Here is an 18,416-nt window from a genome sequence, read left to right as displayed (position 1 = left end):
CATGTAACGGAGAATCGTCATGCAACAGCGCAAATACCTCATCACCGGCGCCACCGGCAAGACCGGCGTTCATACCGTCAACTATCTGCTCGAAGCGGGGCACGCCGTGCGCGCCATGGTGCGCACCGAAGACGCGCGCAGCGCGGCGCTGCGGGCGGCGGGCGCGGAAGTGGTGGTCGGCGACCTGCTCGATCACGACGACCTGCTTCGCGCCACGGAAGGCGTGACGGGCGCGTATCTCTGCTATCCGGTGCGTCCGGGCTTTATTCAGGGCACGGCCTATTTCGCCGATGCTGCGCGCCGCGCCGGGCTGGAAGTGGTGGTCGAAATGTCGCAGATCTCCGCTCGCGAGGACGCGAAGAGCCACGCCGCGCGCGACCACTGGATTGCAGAACGCGTGTTGGACTGGTCGGGTGTGCCGACCGTCCATATCCGCCCGACATTCTTCGCCGAATGGCTGGTCTTTCCGTGGGTGCTCGACACCATCGTCAAGGAGGGCAGGATCACGCTGCCATATGGCGAGGGGCGTCACGCGCCGATTACGGGACAGGATCAGGCCCGGTTCATCGCCGCTGTGCTCACGCAGCCGCAGGGGCATATCGGCAAATCGTACGAGCTGTGCGGCCCCGTCGAAATGGATCACCACGGCATTGCGGACGAAATCAGCAGGGTGATCGACCGCAAGATCGTCTACAGTCCGTCCACGCTCGACGAGTACCGCGCGCATCTGCAAAAATACGATCAGCCCGATTTCGCCATCCAGCACTTCATCGAAGTCGCCATCGACTATCGGAACGGGGTGTTCAAGGGCACGGATCAGGTGATCGAGCAGGTGACGGGCAGGGCGCCGCAAACCGTCGCGGAGTTTGTCCAGGCGCATCGCTCCCTGTTCGGGCGCTGATTGGGGGCGGCGGGACGGGTTTTGAGGCCGGTTGGAACGAAAGTGCTTGACGTGCTTCGAAATAGCGCGTAAGTTCAATCTGCTAATTTTCTAGCTGTGTCTGCTCATCAATTGCCGTGATTCACGGCTTTCGTTGACCTCTCCCGCTCGATTTTTGTATTCGCCCTTTTCCTGGGCGCGTGTGTTTTTATTTGTTTTGAGGATTTTTTAGTGGAAACCGGTACCGTCAAATGGTTTAACGACAGCAAGGGCTTTGGCTTCATCACTCCGGACAAGGGTGGCGACGATCTGTTCGCTCACTTCTCGGAAGTGCGTGGCACGGGCTTCAAGACGCTGGCTGAAGGCCAGAAGGTCAGCTACGAAGTCAAGCGTGGTCCGAAGGGCCTCCAGGCTTCGAACATCACCCCGCTGTAAGCTGTTTGCACCGCAGCCGCCTCTGGGGCTAGTTCACTAGCTCAACGGGCGGCGCGAATGCCCTGTCTCATACCGTGGCAGTCGTACGCCACGCGTATCTCGTGTGTCCCGCATTGGTGTTCACTGCGCTCGCAGACCGGACATCCTGCGGGCATGCGCGTTCGAGGTTCGTCTCTGCGGATTGACCAGGCGAACGCCGACGATCCGTGTCTCCGATTGGCTCATCAAGAGCACGAATTGCCCTGTGCGTTGGCACATTGCTTGTCGCGGTGTCGGATCGCTTGACTCTGGCGCGCCGAGGGCCATGTCGTTTCCTGTTCCCGACTGTATCTGCTGATCTGGCCGGCCTTCAGGGTCGCCGATGGTGCATCAGGATCGGGCCGATGGCGTTCGCGCGGGGTCACTATCTGCGCTGCGCGTAAGCGCGGCATTGTGTATTTCAGGAGGATTGGATTTGGCGAAGGAAGAACTGCTTGAACTCGACGGTGTCGTCGACGAAGTGCTGCCGGACAGCAAGTATCGCGTGACGCTCGAAAACGGCGTTGTCGTGAACGCCTACGCTTCGGGCCGCATGCGCAAGAATCATATTCGCATTATCGCTGGCGACCGGGTCACGCTCGAGTTGTCGGTCTACGATCTGACCAAGGGTCGGATCAATTTCCGCCACAAGGATGCGAGCAGCAGTGGCCCGCGCCCTGCAGCCGCGCGCCGCCGGTAATACTCCGTCCGGCTGGAGTGTTCACGATGCGCCCCGGGCGCGCCATTCGGGTGCCGCTTAGGTGTCACCTCGGTGCCGCTGCGCGCCGCGCACCGTGACCATTCACTGGCTGTCATGCAATGTCCAGCCGTCGGCCGCATCCGGCTCGACGGCTGGACATTGTGCGCACGGCGTAGGCTCGTCACCTTTATCGGCGGGCCATCAGCCAGTAGTCGCTGCCCGTCACGGGCTCGACGCAATGCAGCTCCGCTTCGAAACCCAGCCGCCGATAGAACGGCAGGCTCAGGGGATTGAACGTTTCCAGAAAGCAGGTCGCGCCGGCTTGATCGGCACGGCCTAGCGTCAATTGCAGCAGATCGTGCGCAAGTCGCCGTCCTCTTGCTGCCGGCTGCACCCCCAGAATCGACAGATACCATGCGTCGTCCAGCGACGCGGGGACATGCTGCGCCATCGCTTCGCAAATCCCGTTGTAGTTCGCATAGCCGCGCTCGCCGAGCAGCGTCTTGAGCGCCGTGCCGCGCACCCGGCCATGATGGGCGATGGCTTCTGCGCCGGCTTCCGGCATCACCCAGATCGCCGCGCCATCGGTGCCGGCGTAGTGAACCTCGCCGACCGCGTTGGCCTCGTCGATTGCCAGTTCGCAATAGCGGGCGAGCATCTCCAGTCGCTGTGCGTCGTCGGCTTGCGCCTCGACCGTGACCGCCAGATAGAACGGGTCTTCGATTAGCGCCTGCGCGAGCGAGCGCGCGACGGCGGTGGTGGCGGTGTCGTGAAGCGTCGGCTGCGGCGTTGATTGGGGCGAAGCAGTTGCACTCATGATTCAGGAACAGAAGGAAGTAAGGTCGAGCCGGCATGCTACCGAAATCGGGAAATGTCGGCGCTGCATTCTGTTCAGACTATACTGCACCGCATGCACGATACTCTGCGCCGTCTCGACCTGAACCTGCTACTCGTTTTCGACGCTGTCTATCGTCGGCGCAGTGTTGTTGCCGCCGCCGACGAGCTGGCGATGAGCCCATCGGCATGCAGTCACGCGCTGGGTCGCCTGCGGGATGCCTGGCATGACGAATTATTTATTCGCGCCGGTGCCGGCATGCAGCCGACGCCGCGTGCCGACCTGATTGCAGAGGGTGTCGCCGAAGCACTCGACGTCCTGTCCGAGCGTCTGGGCGAAATGGAGCGCTTCGATCCCGCAAGCAGTACACGCACTGTGACGTTTGCCGCTACCGATTTCACGGCGTTTGCGCTGTTGCCGGGCATCGTGGGCCGGCTCGAAAAGCGCGCGCCCCATGTGCGCGTCAAGGTCGTGCCTTCGCGCAACCGCGATGCGCAGGAAGACCTCAACTCGGGCCGCGCCGATTTCGTGCTGGGTTTCTCCGATGAGTTTCATGCCGCCGCCGAGGGGATCGAGTCGCTCGACGCCGGTGAGGACGACTATGTCGTGGTCGCGCGCAGCAGGCATGCACGCATCCGCGTGCCGCTGTCCCTGAGCGCGTATCTGGCCGAGCGCCATGTGGTCGTCGCGCAGTGGCCCGAGGAGCGCAGCGTGATCGATATGTCGCTCGCGAAACTGGGCGTGGCGCGCAACGTGGCGGTCGAGTTGCCCGACGTGATGGCCGCGCCGTTCATTGTCGCCAGTTCCGACCTGCTCATCACGTTGCCTCGGCGTGCCGCGCGCCAGCTTGCCGCCAGCGCGCGCATCAGCGTCTACGACGCGCCGTTCGATACGCCGCGCTTCACGTTCCGGATTTTCTTTCAGCGCCGCAATCTGCACAGTCCGTGGCACCGCTGGATGCGAGACCAGATCGAGGCCGCGATCCAGCGTCGATGAACGCGGCTGGTACGCGGTTGCTAACCAGATCGTTCAAACCGCATCAGTGCGGCTAAAGCTGCAATCACTCAATAACGAAGACCGCTGTCGGTGAGGACAGCGGCCTTTGTCATGTTCGAATCCCTGCTCAACCATCGAACGAACGTTCGGCCAGACGTTCTAGGTGTTTGCACGTAAACTCGGCAACGTCGATTGCAAATCAGGCTACCTGATAATAAGATTGTTAAAAACCTGAACGCTGGCGGTCACGCGGAGCCGATCCGGACAAGAGCCAGCGCACGCCCAGGAGGCCAACGAGACTTGCCATTGCCTCGTCATAAAGTAGGAATACTGAATAAAAAACACGGAGATCCAATGAAGAAGTTTGCCTGTATGGCGGCATGTGCAGTCGGAGCCAGCATTGCACACGCCCAGAGCAGCGTTACGCTTTATGGCCTCGTCGATGCGAGTCTCCTGTACCAGAACAAGAATGGCGGCCCCGGTGCCGGCGGCCCTTCGTCGCACAGCAATTTCCTCTTCAGCTCGGGCGGCAACAGCAGCAACCGTTGGGGCTTGCTCGGCCTGGAAGACCTGGGTGGTGGCGTGCGTGCGGGCTTTCAGCTCGAAGGGCAATTCAGCATCGGCAGCGGTGCGATGTCGCCGTCCAATACGATTTTCGGCCATTACGCGAACGTATTCGTGCGTTCGAGCTACGGCCAGCTCACAGCGGGCCTCCAGCAGGATCCGGCTTACTACGCCTTTGGCCGTGCCGATCCGCGCTCCCTCAAGCAGGCTTTCAGCGCAGCGGGTTACTGGAATTTCCTGGAAGGAAAAAGCACGACCTCGGGCGTCACGGTCTATGAAGCCAATTCGGTCGGCTACACCTACAAGACCGACACGGTCTATCTGGGCGCGCTCTATCACTTCGGCAATGAGGCGGGCAGCCTGGCCCAGGGCCGAACTGTTTCCGTCGGCGCCGCGTACGAAGACGCGCACCTCATCGGCGAAGGCGCATTCGTACAGAAGAACGATCAGTACGGCAACCGCGACCTGACCGTCTGGTCGCTGGGCGGCGGATACAAGTTCGGCACGGTCACGCTGAAGGCGGCGTGGACAGACTACAACCAGCCCGAGGGCAATGCGATCAGCCAGTTCGGCGTCACCGGGCCGTCGGATATCCGCGTGATCCAGGCGGGCGCGAACTGGTACGTCACGCCGGCCAGCATGCTCACCCTGGCCTGGTACTGGGCAGAGGATCGCAAGGATACACAGAACGCGACCAACGCTTACGTGCTGAGCGAAGACTATTTTCTGTCGAAGTCCACGGAGGTCTATGGTTTCGTCGGCCTGATGAACGCGAAGAAAAAAGCGAACGGGTTGACGAACCTGATGACCGCGTCGCTCACCGGCGGCGTGCCGGACACCAATACCGTTGCGGTCGGCGTAGGGATTTCGCACCGCTTCTAGCATTCCTCTCGCAGGAGACATTCGATTGTCGCTCTTCAATCAGCGCAAGATCCATTCGCGTGGATGCGCCAGCGCGTTGCTGTTCGCTCTCGCAATCAGTTCGCAGGCCCAGGCGGCTGACGCAAACCGCTGCGCACGTTTAACCGGGCTCCATGTGCCCAACGGCGTCATCACTTCAGCGCAGTGGCAGGAGGCGGTGCCGCACGACGATGCAAGTGCAGCCAAGGCCCTTCCGGCACATTGTCTCGTCGAAGGCGTACTCGATCGACGCACCGGGCAGCCTGCGCCAACGAATGGTACTGGCCACGCCGCATCGAACGATCAATATGCGATTCATTTCGAGCTGCGCCTGCCGCTCGAATGGGCGGGGCGTTTCTTTTATCAAGGAGGCGGTGGCAGCGACGGCACTGTCAATCCCGCCACGGGCATAATTCCTTCATGGCGCGACGGCCCGCGTGCATTGGCGCGCGGCTTCGCCGTTGTGAGCTCCGATGCCGGTCATACGCAGGATCAGAACGCAGGTTTTGGCGTCGACCCGAAAGCGCGCATCGATTACGGCTACGCTTCCATCGGTCGCGTCGCTGAGATTGCGAAGCGCGTGATTCGCGACTTTTACGGCGAGAATCCAAAGTGGTCTTATTTCGCCGGATGCTCGAAAGGCGGCCAGGAAGCGCTGCAAGCGATGCAACGGTATGGCGCTGAATTTGACGGCATTATTTCGGGCGATCCGGGTTACCGCCTTCCGCATGCCGCAATTGCACAGGTGGCCGACACGCAGGCTTTTAGCCGCGCCGCTCCGCGCTCTGAGGACGGACGCATACAGCTTGCGCACGCATTTTCTCAAGGCGACCTCGACCTGGTGGCCGACGCGGTACGTCATCAATGCGGCGGTGCAGACGAGGGTTTCAATGATCGCCCCGATGAGTGCAAATTCGACCCCGTGGTCTTGCAATGCAAAGCCGGAAAGACAGATCAGTGCCTGAGCGCAGTTCAGGTGCAGGCCTTGCACGCCGTATTCGATGGCGCGAAAACAGCGGACGGTCACCCGCTATATACGCCGTGGCCTTATGACAGCGGTATTGCGAGCGCGAACTGGCGCGAATGGAAACTGGGCGACGACCAACATCCGTCGCGCGCGGAAACGCTGGGTGCGGGCTCGATGCAATATGTGTTTTCGACACCGCCGCGCAGTTCGTTCGACATCTTTACCGCATCGCTGCCGGATCTCGAACAGTCGATTCACAGAAAGACCGCGCAATATGGCCAGTCTGCGGCTGAATTCATGGATGCCGACTCGGTCGATCTAGGCAGTTTCAAATCGCACGGCGGGAAGCTGCTGATTTATCACGGCGGCAGCGATCCGGTCTTTTCGGTGCTCGACACGATCGACTATTTCAAGCGTCTGCAAAGCGCCTACGGCCAGCACACGGCGGACTTCGCACGCCTCTACGTCGTCCCGGGCATGAATCACTGTTCCGGCGGCGACTACGCGCTCGACAGCTTCGATTCGCTCGATGCGATGGTCAAGTGGGTCGAACAAGGGCAGGCGCCGCAATCCATCGTTGCGCATGCTGGCGCTTCCGCCGGAGCGAAACTGCCCGCTGGAATGACGCACCCGCTCTGTCCTTATCCGCAGCGAGCCCAATACCTGAAGGGCGATAAAAACGACGCAAACAGCTTTGTTTGCGCAGGCCAATGAATCGCATGGAGACGCGTCATGAATATCGGTAATTACGCCAGGCGCCTTGTTGCAGCGGTGCCGTTGATCGTTGCCTGCGTGAACGGGGCGGCGGCTGAAGCGCCTGCGCAGCATGTGCCCGTCGCGCAACTCGTCATGGAGGTCACCTGCGACCTTGCGCCAACGATGTCGCTCGGCAATTCGCCGATCGGGGAAAGACGCATGGTGCCGATCGTCGGCGGGAGCTTTAGCGGGCCCGGCATTCACGGCGTGGTGCTGGCTGGCGGAGCCGATCGTCAACTCGTGAGGCAGGACGGCTTCAAGCAGCTGTCTGCGACCTACGAGCTCAAGACAGACGATGGCGCGGTCATCAGCGTGTCGAATCACGTGCTGGCGCCCGCGCAAAGGGCGCCCGGCCAGGCGGTGTTCTCGAATATCGACCTGGTCGCGCCGGAGGGCAAGTACGGCTGGATCAACGACAACGTGTATGTGGGGACGCTCGACAGTCTGCGGCCAGCGCGCGACGCGGTGCTTATCCGTATCTACAGGCTCCAGTAGTCCGCTATGCGTAGCATAACGAAATAAAACAAGGAGATATCGTGTCGTCATCGACAACTCAGGTGCCGTCCAGCCGGACGGCGAGTACGGTGTGGGTGCTGGGTCTGTGTCTGGTCGTAGCGGTGCTGGAAGGCCTCGATTTGCAGTCTACCGGAGTGGCCGCGCCGCGCATGGCCCGCGAATTCGGGCTTTCCGTGAGGCAACTGGGCATCGCGTTCAGCGCGGGCGTGTTCGGGTTGCTGCCGGGGGCGATGCTGGGAGGGCGGCTTGCCGATCTCATTGGCCGCAAGCGCGTGCTGCTGATCTCGATGGTGGCGTTTGGCGCGTTCTCGCTGCTGACTGCCCAGACGTCGACATTCGCGACCCTGCTGATTGCGCGCCTGTTGACCGGCCTGGGTTTGGGGGGCGCAATGCCGAACCTGATCGCGCTTTCCGCTGAAGCGGTGCCGCAACGGTTGCGCAATACGGCGGTCAGCGTGATGTACTGCGGCATGCCGCTGGGCGGCGCACTCGCTGCGTTGATCGGCGTACTCAGCGCGGGCGACACCGAATGGCGGCATATCTTTTACGCTGGCGGCTTCGGGCCGCTGCTGATCGCCCCGGCGATCCTCGCGTGGCTGCCGGAATCGCGCGCTTACGCCGCAGCGAGTTCGAATGCGCAGGCGCTTCGCGGCGGGCCGCCCTCGACGCTGCGCGTGCTGTTCGGCGATGGCCGGGCCGCGGTCACGGCGCAAATATGGATCAGTTTCTTCTGCACGCTGATCGTGCTGTATTTCCTGCTGAACTGGCTGCCTTCGCTGATCGTCGGGCGTGGCCTCACGCGTAGTCAGGCGGGTATCACACAGATCCTGTTCAATGCGGGCAGCGTGGTGGGCGTGCTCGCGACCGGGACACTGATGGATCGAGTGCGCCCCGTGCGAGTCGTGGGAGCCGTCTACGCAGGCATTGCCGTGTCGCTGTTCATGCTGGCGGGAGCCGGCAACATGCTGTGGCTTTCATTGTCGGTGCTGCTGGCGGGCATGAGCGTTGTGGGTGCGCAATCGATGCTCTATGCGCTGTCCGCTGCGAGCTATGAGACGGTCATGCGCGGGACGGGGGTAGGCGCCGCGGTGGCGGCGGGGCGTATCGGGTCGATTGTGGGCCCGCTCGCGGCAGGACAGCTCCTGGCTGGCGGCGCCAGCGCGACTACTGTGATTGCGGCGAGTATTCCCGTCACGGCAATCGCGGCCATCGGGGCATTGCTCGCTGTACGGCGGACAAAAAATTAGGGATGCTGACAACCAGGGTTGAGGGCTATACGCGCTTGCTTCGTCGAACACCCATCGCAAGGCCTGCCCTGCGATGGGTGTTTCACATTGCACCGTTACACTGCGCGCAAATTGCGCACGCAGGTATGCAGCAGCGTTTGCAGCGTTTGTGCAGTGGCGGGCGCGACATCGTCGAGCATCGCGTGTTCGACCCGATCGACAGCCTGATCGCAGGCGTCAAGCAGCGTCTTGCCGGCATCGGTCAAGGACAGCAGCACCACACGCCGGTTCATGGGATCGGGCTCGCGTGCGACCCAGCCATTGGCTTCCATCGTCTTCACGACTTCATTGGCGGATTGCGGCGTGATGAAGGAGCGCTCGGCGATCTGCGCATTCGACGAACGGCCGCGCGCCCGCAGCACGGAAAGCGCGGTGTATTGCGGAAGTGTCAGGCCATGCAGCACGAGTGCCTCGGTCAGGCGCCGCGAAATGACGCGATCCAGTTGCCCAATCAGGTAGCTCAGGCGCATGGAGGGAACGGCGCGCTGCGTTGCGTCGGCGCTGGACAATGCCGGCTCGTTGGCCGGTTGGTTGGCCGGCGTGGAGGCGGATTCGACAGTTGAGGATTTTCTGGCCATTGGAGATCGAAGCCGATCTGAAGTGTGTGGGCGTCAAATCTCATTCTACTGCATGTATCAGGAAACCTGATGGCATTGCAGTCGCCCATTCACACTGATCGGCCTGCGCCGGACAATCTATCCGGCTGATCTTCCTAAGCGTGCGCGGTAGTGCTGGAACGTGCCGTCCTGTTCGCGCTGGCCGCCGCAGCCGGAGCGGTCGTTGCGCTCGCATGCGTCTCTGCCTGCGCCACGTTCAATGCGTCGCCTAGCGATTCGGGCAGGGTATGCAGGCCGAGATCGGCGGCAGTAATGAGCGGGTTTTCCGCCATCACGAGCGTGCGCCGGATGCAATTGAAGAGTTCGCGCACATTGCCGGGCCAATCGTATTGATGCAGCGCCGCCAGGGCATCTTCGGAAAAGCCGCGAATCTTGCACTGCGCTTCTTTTTTGTAGAGCGCGAGCGCGTGCTGGGCGAGCAGTTCGATATCGGTATCGCGCTCGCGCAGCGGCGGATTCGTGACCTTCAGCACGCACAGCCGATGATAGAGGTCGGCGCGAAACTTGCCCTGCGCCACGGCGGCTTCCAGGTCGACATGGGTCGCCGAAATAATGCGCACGTCTACCTTGATAGGCGTATTGCTGCCGAGACGCTCGAAGGTGCCTTCCTGCAGGAACCGTAGCAAGACCGCCTGGCACGAATAAGGCATGTCGCCGATTTCGTCGAGAAACAGCGTGCCGTGCGCGGCCGATTCGATGCGGCCGATCTTCTGCTGCATCGCGCCCGTGAATGCGCCACGTTCGTGGCCGAACAATTCGGCTTGCAGCAGGGTGGTCGGAATGGCCGCGCAATTGATGGCGACATAGCTCTGGCGCGCGCGTGACGAACGATTGTGAATCGCGCGCGCTGCGAGTTCCTTGCCGGTGCCTGATTCGCCGGAGATAAAAACCGGAGCGGCCGTGCGCGCACATTTTTGAATGCCGCGGTAGAGCTCCTGCATCGATTCGCATTCGCCGATCATGTCGAACTGGCCGTGCGCGCGGCGGCTGCTGATGCGCCTGGGTTCGTCATGAGCGGTGCTCGATGCGTCGCGCAGCGTCGCCAGCCCATAGGCGTGGCCGATTGCGAACAACAGGCTTTGTTCGGGGTAGGGCGCTGTGATGAAGTCGTAGCAGTGATCGACGATGAATTGACGCGTCGCGGCCGCACTGGCCTGGCCGGGATGAACGAGCGCAATCCACGTGACTTTCGCGCGCCGCGTGCACTTTTGCAGTGCACTCAACTGCTCCGGCGAGACGTCGTGCGGCAACTCGATCAGGCCGACGCGCGACGCAGCATTCGCGGTCGCGTCGCCGGCCAGTTCCGCAGGGGTCGCCGCCACGACGTGCCATGCGGCCGCCGTAAGCAAATCGACAATATGCCGATTCGGATTATCCGAGACGTAAAGAACCGGGCGCTCCGTCGCCAACGAAGCCGATAAGGTATCCATGTATCCCCCCAACCCTATTTGACGCCTGCGAACAGCAATTCACCGTGTTTACCCGTGATATCTAAATGCTGCAGCGCCATACATAGAACTACCTTAATTCATGCTTGCTGCACTTTCAATCAGATCAATACCGCATCAAGTTTTTGCGTAGTGGTTTTGGGGGATCTCGCTGAAGTGGCACTAAATTTAATCGACACTAGCGTCCCGCTGCGCGTATGCGCGGCGTTGTGCGGCGCAGTGCGAAGTCCAGCTTGACGACTTGCGCGGTGCGCGAAGGGGAACGGCTGATCGGCAGCGCGCTGACCTTTTTTCTCGCCTGATAGCGCCGCCGCACCAGATAGACCGGACGGCCCTTGGTTTCGTGGTAAATGCGCCCGACATATTCGCCGACCACGCCGATGCCGATTAGCTCGATGCCGCCCATGAAAAGCAGCACGCTGAGCAGCGACGCATAGCCCGGCACAGGATTGCCGAACAGCATGGTGCGCGCCACGATAAAGCCGCCATAAAGAAAGGCGCCCGCCGCGATGGACAAACCAATATAAGTCCAGATGCGCAGCGGCACCGTGCTGAAGCCGGTGATGCCCTCCAGTGCGAAATTCCACAGCCGCCACCCGGAGAATTTTGAATGCCCGGCACTGCGCGCTTCGCGCTCGTAGTCGACGATCACCGTCCGATAGCCCAGCCACGCGAACAGCCCCTTCATGAAGCGCCGGCGCTCTGGCAGCCGCCGCAGGGCGTTGACGACTTCGCGATCCATCAGGCGGAAATCGCCGACGTTCTCGGGCAGTTTCACTTCGGAGAGGGCGTTGTGCACGCGGTAGTAGAGCCCGGCGGCGGTGCGCTTCGTCCACGTATCGCAGTCGCGGTTGGCGCGCCGCGCGGCCACGACATCGGCGCCTGCGCGCCAGTGTTCGATCATCACCGGAATCAGGCTGGGCGGATCCTGGAGATCGGCGTCAATCGGAATCACGGCGTCGCCGAAGGCCTCGTCGATCCCTGCCGTCAACGCGGCCTCCTTGCCGAAGTTGCGCGTGAGATCGATTACGCGGATACGCGCGTCCTGTGCGCTAGCGTGGACGAGCTTATCGAGCGTTGCGTCGCTGCTGCCGTCGTTGATGCAGACGATCTCGAACCGTATCGACGCGACGTCTTCCAGCACCGGCACGAGCTTTTCGAAAAAGCGCTCGACGGCTTCGCCTTCGTTGTAGAACGGCACCACCATCGAGACCAGCGGCTTGCTGTTACGTGTGTTCATGATTCCCCCGGTTCAGCTTGCGCGGCGTCGGGCCGCGTCGTTCGATTCTTGCAACCGTGCTTCCAGCTTCTAGATAGCTTTTCCTGACTCGTTCACGCGAGTGCGCGTGCCGTCCGTGTTGCCTGTGCCGCCTGTGCGGCCTCCGGCTCGCGCACCCGGCGCAGCACGACCAACAGCGTAATCAACAGCACGATAGGGCCGATCTGCGGCATTTCCAGATAGCGATTGAACAGTTCGAACAGCGGCAACAGCCATGCGAGGACGATGACCGTCTGTTCGCCGCGCAGCCATCCCGAGCGCAGTCCCGTCGCCAGCAGCCACGCGAGCGTGAGGCCGAGCCAGGCCAGTTCGTAGTGCCATACATAAGGATTGGCGATCAGCGTGGCCAGCGCGAGTGTCGCGGCCCGCGCACCGGCGTCGCGCGTCCTGCTCCACACCTGACAGGCCGATGCGACGGCCAGCGTGGCGACGGCTCCCTGGATCAGATAGGCAACGGGCAGCGGCGCATCACCCAGGCGCAGCGCGGCAAACGTCGTCGGCGAGGCGAGCCAGAAGTTCGGCCCGTGCTCCAGCAGGAGGCTGCGTGCGAGATCCGCGGCGAGAAACGAAAGCTTGATCGTATGCGTGCCGCAAACGGCGATGCTCACGCCCGCACAGACGAGGACAGTGACCGCGGCGCTCGCGAAGGTACGCCAGGCGCGCGTGGCGATCAGCACAAACGGGAAGACCACGGCCATTTGCGGCTTGATGCATAGCAGTCCGATGCAGATGCCGGCGCGCACCGGATAGCGCTCGACCCAGCGCACCGCGAAGACGGCAAGCGAGGCCGTGAGCAGCGAATTCTGTCCGAACAGCGCGGCGACGAACACGCAAGGCGACGTCACGAGCAACAGAACGGCCATGCGGGCGCTGCCGCTCCACTGCGCCAGGCGCGAGACCGCGAGCGCGCCTTTGACATACGCAAACAGGCTCGCGCCGATAAAGAGCGCATACGAGAGCAGGAAAGGCAGGAGCGCCAGCGGCGTGACCAGTACGAGGAAGGTCGGCGGATAAAGCCACGGCAGGAACGAGTTCTTCGGAAACATGCCTGACAGGGCTCGTTCCGCCACGGAGAAAGTGTTGAAGTTGTAGACCTGCTGCGCCGTGCCGTGCAGCATGACGTGCGATGCGCTCCAGAAGACAGCGAAGTCGCCCGCCGGTTTGGCCGTGTCGGTTCCGACAAAGCCATGCGTGACGCGCGCCCACAGCCCCAGGAAGAGGGCGTAGAGAATGCACATCGTGACGCTGTACAGGATGAAACGCTCACGCGTCAGCCAGCCCTGCACCCGATTGCTGGCACCGCGCGCCGAATAAATGGGTAATTCCATGGCCCTGCCCCCGAAAGGTCCGCCGATCCGGAGCAACGTGTCATCCGGTCGTGAGACTTGTGTAGTGCTGCTATTTCATCACCGTCCGTGCATACGCGAATTGGCGATCAGATGTTGCGATCCGCTTCATTTGTCCGCATTGCGCTTTGATTATTCATTCCGCATGCACGTTCTCTCGATTGATTATGCGTAGAAATCGGCGGGCGTTTCAAGCCGGCATATTCCAGCAGTTCGGGCGGCAGGCGGATCGCTGCCGGATCGTGGCCAGATTCGGCCTATTTGTCGGTTGAAAAGCAGGGCGATGTTTCAGTGTTGTATCAACCACGGTTCGTTGTTCGCCAGGGTGGCCTGGAAGGCTGCACAAAGCAGCACCGCGACAGCCCAGGGAAACTCCCGACAAGAGACGCCAAAGCCCTTTTGGCACAAGGCTGTAGCCGCCCGGTCGTGTCCAGACCGGCATAAAGCTGATGTATCAGATCAGTAACATTTTCGATTGCTGGCTATAGGCAGGAAAATCTTGCCGATTCGGCTTGAACCCAATGTTTTCGGGCTTGTCGGGGAGCTGGCCCGTACCTTGCCTAGGACTAGTTACGCAAGTCGGCGATGTCGTAGAAGAAACAGATCGCAGGCTTGACGCACAGCACCGGCATAGACCGGATAAGAACAAAGCGAGGTAAAACGGGGTAATCGGGGTAATAAAAATGAGCTACGGGGCCATTACAAGCTGTATCGGTTTCATCTTTTCCTGCCGTTGCGTGCCAGCACGCTGGACGCTGGCCGCACGGCGGAACCTTCACCTTCACGCATCCATCGGCGGCACGCTGTTGCTAATGCCCGCTGTTGCGGTGTGCGCCGTGCCGGCAAGCGCGATCCGTTCGACCGCTAGCCGGAGCGTGACCATCCAGTTGCGTTAGGCCTGCTCGCCAGGCTTTCCAGTCGAGTCTTAATGTCGTTCACCCCAACGCCAATTCCGGCGAAGGGATTTATGTAGTCATCCTAATGGAGTTAATCATGAAGAACATCATCGCCAAGGCAAGCCAGTTCATCCGTGACGAAGACGGCATCAGCGCCATCGAATACGCACTGCTCGGTTCGCTGATCGCTCTCGCCATCGTCGGTACGGTCAAGACGCTCGGGACGACGCTCTCGACGATTTTCACCAATATCGGCGCCTCGATCTGAACCGCGAGGTGGCAGACGAATCGCCGTCTGCGATTCGTCTGCTCCTCAAGAGACTCCAGTCGACCCGATACACAACGAGGGACGCCATGTTTGCCGAACATCTTCCACCGCAACCTGTTCCGCTGTGTGTGGTCGTGCTGGCCATCGTGACGGCCAGCACGGATCTCGTAGCGCGGCGTATTCCGAACCGCATTGTATTGACCGGCCTGATCGCCGCGCTGCTCGCGCAAGTGTGGTTGTGGGGCCCGCAACGGGGAGGCGCAATCTGGATCGAGGGTGCGCTTGCGGGCTTCGCGTTGTTGTTGCCGTTTTATCTGGTGCGCGGGATGGCTGCCGGCGACGTCAAGCTGATGACGACAATCGGCGCGTGGGTCGGGCCTGCCTTCGCACTACATATCGTACTTGTGACGCTTCTGGTCGGCGGCGTGTGGTCTATCGCGGTGATCGTGAAGCGGGGCAAGACCCGGGATTTGATACGGCTGATCCGCAGGAGCTGCGCGTGGCTGCTGCCTGACGCAGTGGGGATCGGCGTCGCGACCACGCACGCTCAGCCTGCGTCGCTAGGCACCTTGCCCTACGGCGTGGCCATTGCGAGCGCAACGATCGGCGTGCTGTTCGCCGCAGTCTAGCCGGCGAGGCGGCCTCCATACCGCCGTTAATGAGGAGCTTTGCCATGAAAAACAGTCGCGCATTGATGATGCTTGTCGTTGCCCTGGTGGCGGGCCTGGCGGCCGCACTGTCGGCGTCACGCTGGCTCGTGCAGACCTCGACGAGCGGCGTCACGTCCGTGGCGGTGGCCACGCAGGACATCAGCCTCGGCGAGCCAATCGAACCCAACATGGTTCATACGGTCAGCTGGCCCGCCGACAGCCTGCCTGCTGGCGTCTTCAAGGACGCGAAGCTGCTGCAAGGACGCGTCGTGCGTTCGAGCGTGGCGAAGGGCGAGCCGCTGATCGAAGCGAAGCTTGCTCCCGCCGGCACGAAGGGCGGTCTGTCGGCGGTCATTGCCGATGGCAACCGGGCCATCACGGTGCGCGTCAATGACGTGGTGGGGGTGGCGGGCTTCGCCTTGCCGGGCAATTACGTCGACGTGATCGTCAATACCCAGGAGCCGGGCCACACCGATCAATCGAGCATTTCCAAAACGGTGCTGGAGAAGATTCTTGTGCTGGCGATTGCGCAGCAGGTGAGCCGCGAAGACACCGCGCCCAAGGTGGTGAATGCCGTCACGCTGGAAGTGACGCCGCAACAGGCCGAGAAGCTCGATCTCGCGCGCAGCGTGGGCACCCTGTCGCTCGTGTTGCGCAACCAGATCGACGAAAAGCGCCTGAGCACCGACGGCGCGACCAAGGACACGTTGCTGGGTACGGCGGCGCCCGCGCCCGCTCCGGCGCCTGTGAAACCCACGCGCGTTCGCTATGCGGAACACCGCGCGCCGAAACGCGATTGCATCGGTGTCATCTCCGGCGTCACCAGCACGCAAGAGTGTTTCTGATAACGGCTGCATCAACAGGTTAAAGAGGTGCGCGCGCGCGACCGGGCGCGTAAGAAGCACCACGACAGACACCACGAAAAACAGACTTGAAACGGGGGCTTTTCGTCATGAATTCAGCACTGCAACAACCATCGCGGCGCTTGGGCCTGCGTCGTACGCCGCTTGCCACGGCTGTGGCCGCCTGGGTCAGCGCCGGGCTGTTGATCGCCCAGCCTGCTCTGGCAACTGACGGTGGCGAGAACGAACAAGCCACGAAAGCCTCCACCGCAGCCGCGCCGCTCGGGCACGGCCCCATGCAGATGACCATCAGCATGACGCCGGTTCCCGCCAACCCGACGGCGCCTTCGGCCGCGTCCACGGGCCCACTGCGCGGCCCGAACTGCACCGGGCCGATCCGTGGCGAAAACACGGTGGTCGTGCCGCTCGGCAAGTCGACGCTCGTGCCGCTCGACGAGCCCGTGCTCAACCGCACGCTCGGCAACCCGGCCGTTGCGCAGGCAACCATGTTGTCGCCGCGCACGCTCTATCTCGTGGGCCAGTCGGTGGGCACGACCAATATGATCGTGCAGGGACGCGGCGGCTCGTGCCGGATCATCGACGTGGTGGTCAATGTCGATTCCGGCGGCCTGATGGCGTCGCTCACGCAGCTGCTGCCCAACGAGCGCGATGTCCACGTGTCCACGGCAGGCGACAATCTCGTGCTCTCGGGCCGCGTCTCGACCGCACAGGCCGCGCAGCAGATCGTCGAGATTGCAAAGGTCTATAGCGCGCATACCGGTGTCGGCGATGGCAAGAATTCGGGCGGCGTGATCAACATGCTGAGCGTCGATTCGCCCCAGCAGGTCATGCTCGAAGTGAAAGTCGCGGAAGTCGACAAAACGCTGATCGACCAGCTCGGCGCAGCGGTCAACATTCAGGGTGGCTTTGGTTCGTGGACGGGTGCGCTCGTGAGCAACCTGCTGGCGGGCGTGTCGAGCGCGATGGGTTTCAGCAAGGCGAACAACAAGCCGCTCGCTGTTGCGGTCGATGCGCAAAAAACCGATAGCCTCGTGAAGATTCTCGCCGAACCGAACCTGGTCACCATCAGCGGCCAGGAGGCCACGTTCCTCGCGGGCGGCGAAGTCTTCATCCCGGTGCCCCAAAGCGTTGGCGGCACGACGAGCAGCATCATCCTGCAGCAGGAGGAGTTCGGCATCGGCCTGAAGTTCACGCCGACCGTGCTCGGCAACGGCAGGATCAATCTGCGCGTCGCGCCTGAAGTCTCCGAGCTTTCTTCGACGGGCGTCACGCTGAGCGCGGCCAACGCGGGCAACGTATCGATCCTCCCGCTCATCACGACGCGCCGCGCATCCACGACCGTGCAGATGAACGACGGCGAGTCGTTTGCGATTGGCGGCCTCATCAAGAACAACGTGACCGGCTCGCTGAAAGCGGTGCCGGGACTCGGCGAGGTGCCGGTGCTGGGCGCGCTGTTGCGCAGCACGTCGTTCCAGCAAGACCGCACCGAACTCGTGTTCGTCATCACGCCTCATCTCGTCAAGCCGCTGCCCAACTCGAATCCGCCGCTGCCGACGGATAGCTTCGTGCAGCCGAGCGAAGTCGATGTCTACGCGACCGGAAACATGGAAGGACGTGGCGGCGTGTCGCGTGCAGCGGCCGCTGCCGGCGCAGCCAGCGCACCGGCAGTGCCTGCTGCACCGGCTGCCCCCGCAACGCCTGCAGCACCCGCAGCAAGCACGCAGTCGACCACCGCGATCGGCGCGCCCGCCAACGTGGCAGCCACGTCGCCCGACGCCGCGGCGCAAGCCGGCAACCCCGTCAAGCAGTGATGAAAAAGGAGAATCTCATGAAACTCGAATGCCTTCGCATCGCTCGCTCATTGACGCCACTGGCACCACTGACGGCGCTCTGCACGCTGCTGGGCGGCTGCATGACGAGCACGCCGGTCTGGGACGCGCACTTCGGCGAGGCGGTGCGTGCCGTCAAGCAGGCGCAGGTCATGGATCCGCATGCGGCCGAACACAACCCGTCCACGCAGGGCGTCGACGGCCAGTCGGCGGTCTCGGCGATGACGCAATACGACAAGTCGTTCTCCGCGCCACCGGTTTCCTCGAACCCTTATACGATTGGTGTGGGCAGCGGCACGACCGGCGCCAGCAGTCAGTAGTCCGCAGTCCGCAGCGCGCTCATCGAGTCGCCGACGCACGAAGCATC

18 protein-coding genes are annotated in these 18,416 nt (G+C 62.3%); 13 read left to right on the top strand and 5 right to left on the bottom strand.

Going from position 1 to position 18,416, the window contains the following annotated elements; genetic code table 11:
• Positions 1 to 19 precede the first annotated feature (19 nt).
• The 3 genes from BBA01S_RS17695 to infA all read left to right on the top strand — a co-directional run bounded on the left by BBA01S_RS17695 (position 20) and on the right by infA (position 2,033).
• Positions 20 to 901, top strand: a complete 882-nt coding sequence (locus BBA01S_RS17695; RefSeq protein WP_027817625.1) for an NAD(P)H-binding protein — start codon at positions 20 to 22, stop codon at positions 899 to 901.
• Between the two features lie 210 nt (positions 902 to 1,111).
• Positions 1,112 to 1,315 carry a cold-shock protein gene (locus BBA01S_RS17690; RefSeq protein WP_027817624.1) on the top strand — a complete coding sequence of 68 codons (204 nt, stop codon included), beginning with the start codon at positions 1,112 to 1,114 and terminating at the stop codon, positions 1,313 to 1,315.
• A 454-nt stretch (positions 1,316 to 1,769) separates the two neighbouring features.
• Positions 1,770 to 2,033, top strand: coding sequence for a translation initiation factor IF-1 (gene infA / locus BBA01S_RS17685; protein ID WP_027817623.1), 264 nt, complete (start codon positions 1,770 to 1,772; stop codon positions 2,031 to 2,033).
• Positions 2,034 to 2,220: 187 nt separating this feature from the next.
• Here infA and BBA01S_RS41620 read toward each other — a convergent pair whose 3' ends face one another.
• Complete coding sequence (locus BBA01S_RS41620) at positions 2,221 to 2,850, bottom strand: GNAT family N-acetyltransferase (RefSeq protein ID WP_084162254.1); 630 nt, start codon at positions 2,848 to 2,850, stop codon at positions 2,221 to 2,223.
• 93 nt (positions 2,851 to 2,943) lie between these two features.
• Here BBA01S_RS41620 and BBA01S_RS17675 point away from each other — a divergent pair, with 93 nt between their 5' ends.
• The 5 genes from BBA01S_RS17675 to mhpT all read left to right on the top strand — a co-directional run bounded on the left by BBA01S_RS17675 (position 2,944) and on the right by mhpT (position 8,814).
• Positions 2,944 to 3,864: a LysR family transcriptional regulator gene (locus tag BBA01S_RS17675; RefSeq protein ID WP_156965974.1), complete on the top strand. Its 921-nt coding sequence runs from the start codon at positions 2,944 to 2,946 to the stop codon at positions 3,862 to 3,864.
• A 354-nt stretch (positions 3,865 to 4,218) separates the two neighbouring features.
• Entirely contained in the window at positions 4,219 to 5,310 is a 1,092-nt protein-coding gene (locus tag BBA01S_RS45190) for a porin (protein ID WP_052391776.1), read from the top strand.
• A 154-nt stretch (positions 5,311 to 5,464) separates the two neighbouring features.
• Positions 5,465 to 7,009 carry a tannase/feruloyl esterase family alpha/beta hydrolase gene (locus tag BBA01S_RS41610; protein WP_322787830.1) on the top strand — a complete coding sequence of 515 codons (1,545 nt, stop codon included), beginning with the start codon at positions 5,465 to 5,467 and terminating at the stop codon, positions 7,007 to 7,009.
• An 18-nt stretch (positions 7,010 to 7,027) separates the two neighbouring features.
• Entirely contained in the window at positions 7,028 to 7,546 is a 519-nt protein-coding gene (locus tag BBA01S_RS17660) for a DUF3237 domain-containing protein (RefSeq protein WP_042297458.1), read from the top strand.
• 41 nt (positions 7,547 to 7,587) lie between these two features.
• The gene (mhpT, locus tag BBA01S_RS17655) at positions 7,588 to 8,814 is read left to right on the top strand and encodes a 3-(3-hydroxy-phenyl)propionate transporter MhpT (RefSeq protein WP_407668322.1); all 1,227 of its coding nucleotides are present in this window, start codon (positions 7,588 to 7,590) and stop codon (positions 8,812 to 8,814) included.
• 95 nt (positions 8,815 to 8,909) lie between these two features.
• Here the strand turns inward: mhpT and BBA01S_RS17650 are convergent, their stop codons facing one another.
• The 4 genes from BBA01S_RS17650 to BBA01S_RS17635 form a co-directional block, all read right to left on the bottom strand.
• Positions 8,910 to 9,431, bottom strand: a complete 522-nt coding sequence (locus BBA01S_RS17650; protein WP_027817619.1) for a MarR family winged helix-turn-helix transcriptional regulator — start codon at positions 9,429 to 9,431, stop codon at positions 8,910 to 8,912.
• A gap of 134 nt (positions 9,432 to 9,565) precedes the next feature.
• Positions 9,566 to 10,900 (bottom strand): sigma-54 dependent transcriptional regulator, encoded by a 1,335-nt coding sequence (locus BBA01S_RS41605; RefSeq protein ID WP_052391774.1) that lies wholly within the window; start codon positions 10,898 to 10,900, stop codon positions 9,566 to 9,568.
• A 196-nt stretch (positions 10,901 to 11,096) separates the two neighbouring features.
• Positions 11,097 to 12,158, bottom strand: coding sequence for a glycosyltransferase family 2 protein (locus tag BBA01S_RS17640; RefSeq protein WP_027817618.1), 1,062 nt, complete (start codon positions 12,156 to 12,158; stop codon positions 11,097 to 11,099).
• A 92-nt stretch (positions 12,159 to 12,250) separates the two neighbouring features.
• Entirely contained in the window at positions 12,251 to 13,525 is a 1,275-nt protein-coding gene (locus BBA01S_RS17635; RefSeq protein ID WP_027817617.1) for a glycosyltransferase family 87 protein, read from the bottom strand.
• 1,011 nt (positions 13,526 to 14,536) lie between these two features.
• Between BBA01S_RS17635 and BBA01S_RS45490 the strand changes: the two genes are divergently transcribed.
• The 5 genes from BBA01S_RS45490 (at position 14,537) to BBA01S_RS48110 (ending at position 18,369) form a co-directional block, all read left to right on the top strand.
• Positions 14,537 to 14,707 (top strand): Flp family type IVb pilin, encoded by a 171-nt coding sequence (locus BBA01S_RS45490; RefSeq protein ID WP_062863698.1) that lies wholly within the window; start codon positions 14,537 to 14,539, stop codon positions 14,705 to 14,707.
• 86 nt (positions 14,708 to 14,793) lie between these two features.
• Complete coding sequence (locus tag BBA01S_RS17625; protein WP_027817616.1) at positions 14,794 to 15,336, top strand: A24 family peptidase; 543 nt, start codon at positions 14,794 to 14,796, stop codon at positions 15,334 to 15,336.
• Positions 15,337 to 15,380: 44 nt separating this feature from the next.
• Positions 15,381 to 16,202, top strand: coding sequence for a Flp pilus assembly protein CpaB (gene cpaB, locus BBA01S_RS17620; protein WP_027817615.1), 822 nt, complete (start codon positions 15,381 to 15,383; stop codon positions 16,200 to 16,202).
• A gap of 107 nt (positions 16,203 to 16,309) precedes the next feature.
• The gene (locus BBA01S_RS41600; RefSeq protein ID WP_245641514.1) at positions 16,310 to 18,031 is read left to right on the top strand and encodes a type II and III secretion system protein family protein; all 1,722 of its coding nucleotides are present in this window, start codon (positions 16,310 to 16,312) and stop codon (positions 18,029 to 18,031) included.
• A 17-nt stretch (positions 18,032 to 18,048) separates the two neighbouring features.
• Positions 18,049 to 18,369 (top strand): hypothetical protein, encoded by a 321-nt coding sequence (locus tag BBA01S_RS48110; protein ID WP_027817765.1) that lies wholly within the window; start codon positions 18,049 to 18,051, stop codon positions 18,367 to 18,369.
• The last annotated feature ends 47 nt before the right edge of the window (positions 18,370 to 18,416 follow it).

This window comes from Paraburkholderia bannensis NBRC 103871, assembly GCF_000685015.1.
GTDB classification, from domain to species: domain Bacteria; phylum Pseudomonadota; class Gammaproteobacteria; order Burkholderiales; family Burkholderiaceae; genus Paraburkholderia; species Paraburkholderia bannensis.
Note: the sequence above shows the minus strand (reverse complement) of the source record. Positions and strands in the feature narration are given on the sequence as shown.

Coding starts and splice junctions, on each gene's coding strand:
- BBA01S_RS17675 (WP_156965974.1), top strand. CDS start 2,944: ATGCACGATACTCTGCGCCGTCTCGACCTGAACCTGCTACTCGTTTTC.
- BBA01S_RS41600 (WP_245641514.1), top strand. CDS start 16,310: ATGAATTCAGCACTGCAACAACCATCGCGGCGCTTGGGCCTGCGTCGT.
- BBA01S_RS17625 (WP_027817616.1), top strand. CDS start 14,794: ATGTTTGCCGAACATCTTCCACCGCAACCTGTTCCGCTGTGTGTGGTC.
- BBA01S_RS41605 (WP_052391774.1), bottom strand. CDS start 10,900: ATGGATACCTTATCGGCTTCGTTGGCGACGGAGCGCCCGGTTCTTTAC.
- BBA01S_RS17660 (WP_042297458.1), top strand. CDS start 7,028: ATGAATATCGGTAATTACGCCAGGCGCCTTGTTGCAGCGGTGCCGTTG.
- BBA01S_RS45490 (WP_062863698.1), top strand. CDS start 14,537: ATGAAGAACATCATCGCCAAGGCAAGCCAGTTCATCCGTGACGAAGAC.
- cpaB (WP_027817615.1), top strand. CDS start 15,381: ATGAAAAACAGTCGCGCATTGATGATGCTTGTCGTTGCCCTGGTGGCG.
- BBA01S_RS17635 (WP_027817617.1), bottom strand. CDS start 13,525: ATGGAATTACCCATTTATTCGGCGCGCGGTGCCAGCAATCGGGTGCAG.
- BBA01S_RS17650 (WP_027817619.1), bottom strand. CDS start 9,431: ATGGCCAGAAAATCCTCAACTGTCGAATCCGCCTCCACGCCGGCCAAC.
- BBA01S_RS48110 (WP_027817765.1), top strand. CDS start 18,049: ATGAAACTCGAATGCCTTCGCATCGCTCGCTCATTGACGCCACTGGCA.
- BBA01S_RS41620 (WP_084162254.1), bottom strand. CDS start 2,850: ATGAGTGCAACTGCTTCGCCCCAATCAACGCCGCAGCCGACGCTTCAC.
- BBA01S_RS17695 (WP_027817625.1), top strand. CDS start 20: ATGCAACAGCGCAAATACCTCATCACCGGCGCCACCGGCAAGACCGGC.
- BBA01S_RS17640 (WP_027817618.1), bottom strand. CDS start 12,158: ATGAACACACGTAACAGCAAGCCGCTGGTCTCGATGGTGGTGCCGTTC.
- BBA01S_RS45190 (WP_052391776.1), top strand. CDS start 4,219: ATGAAGAAGTTTGCCTGTATGGCGGCATGTGCAGTCGGAGCCAGCATT.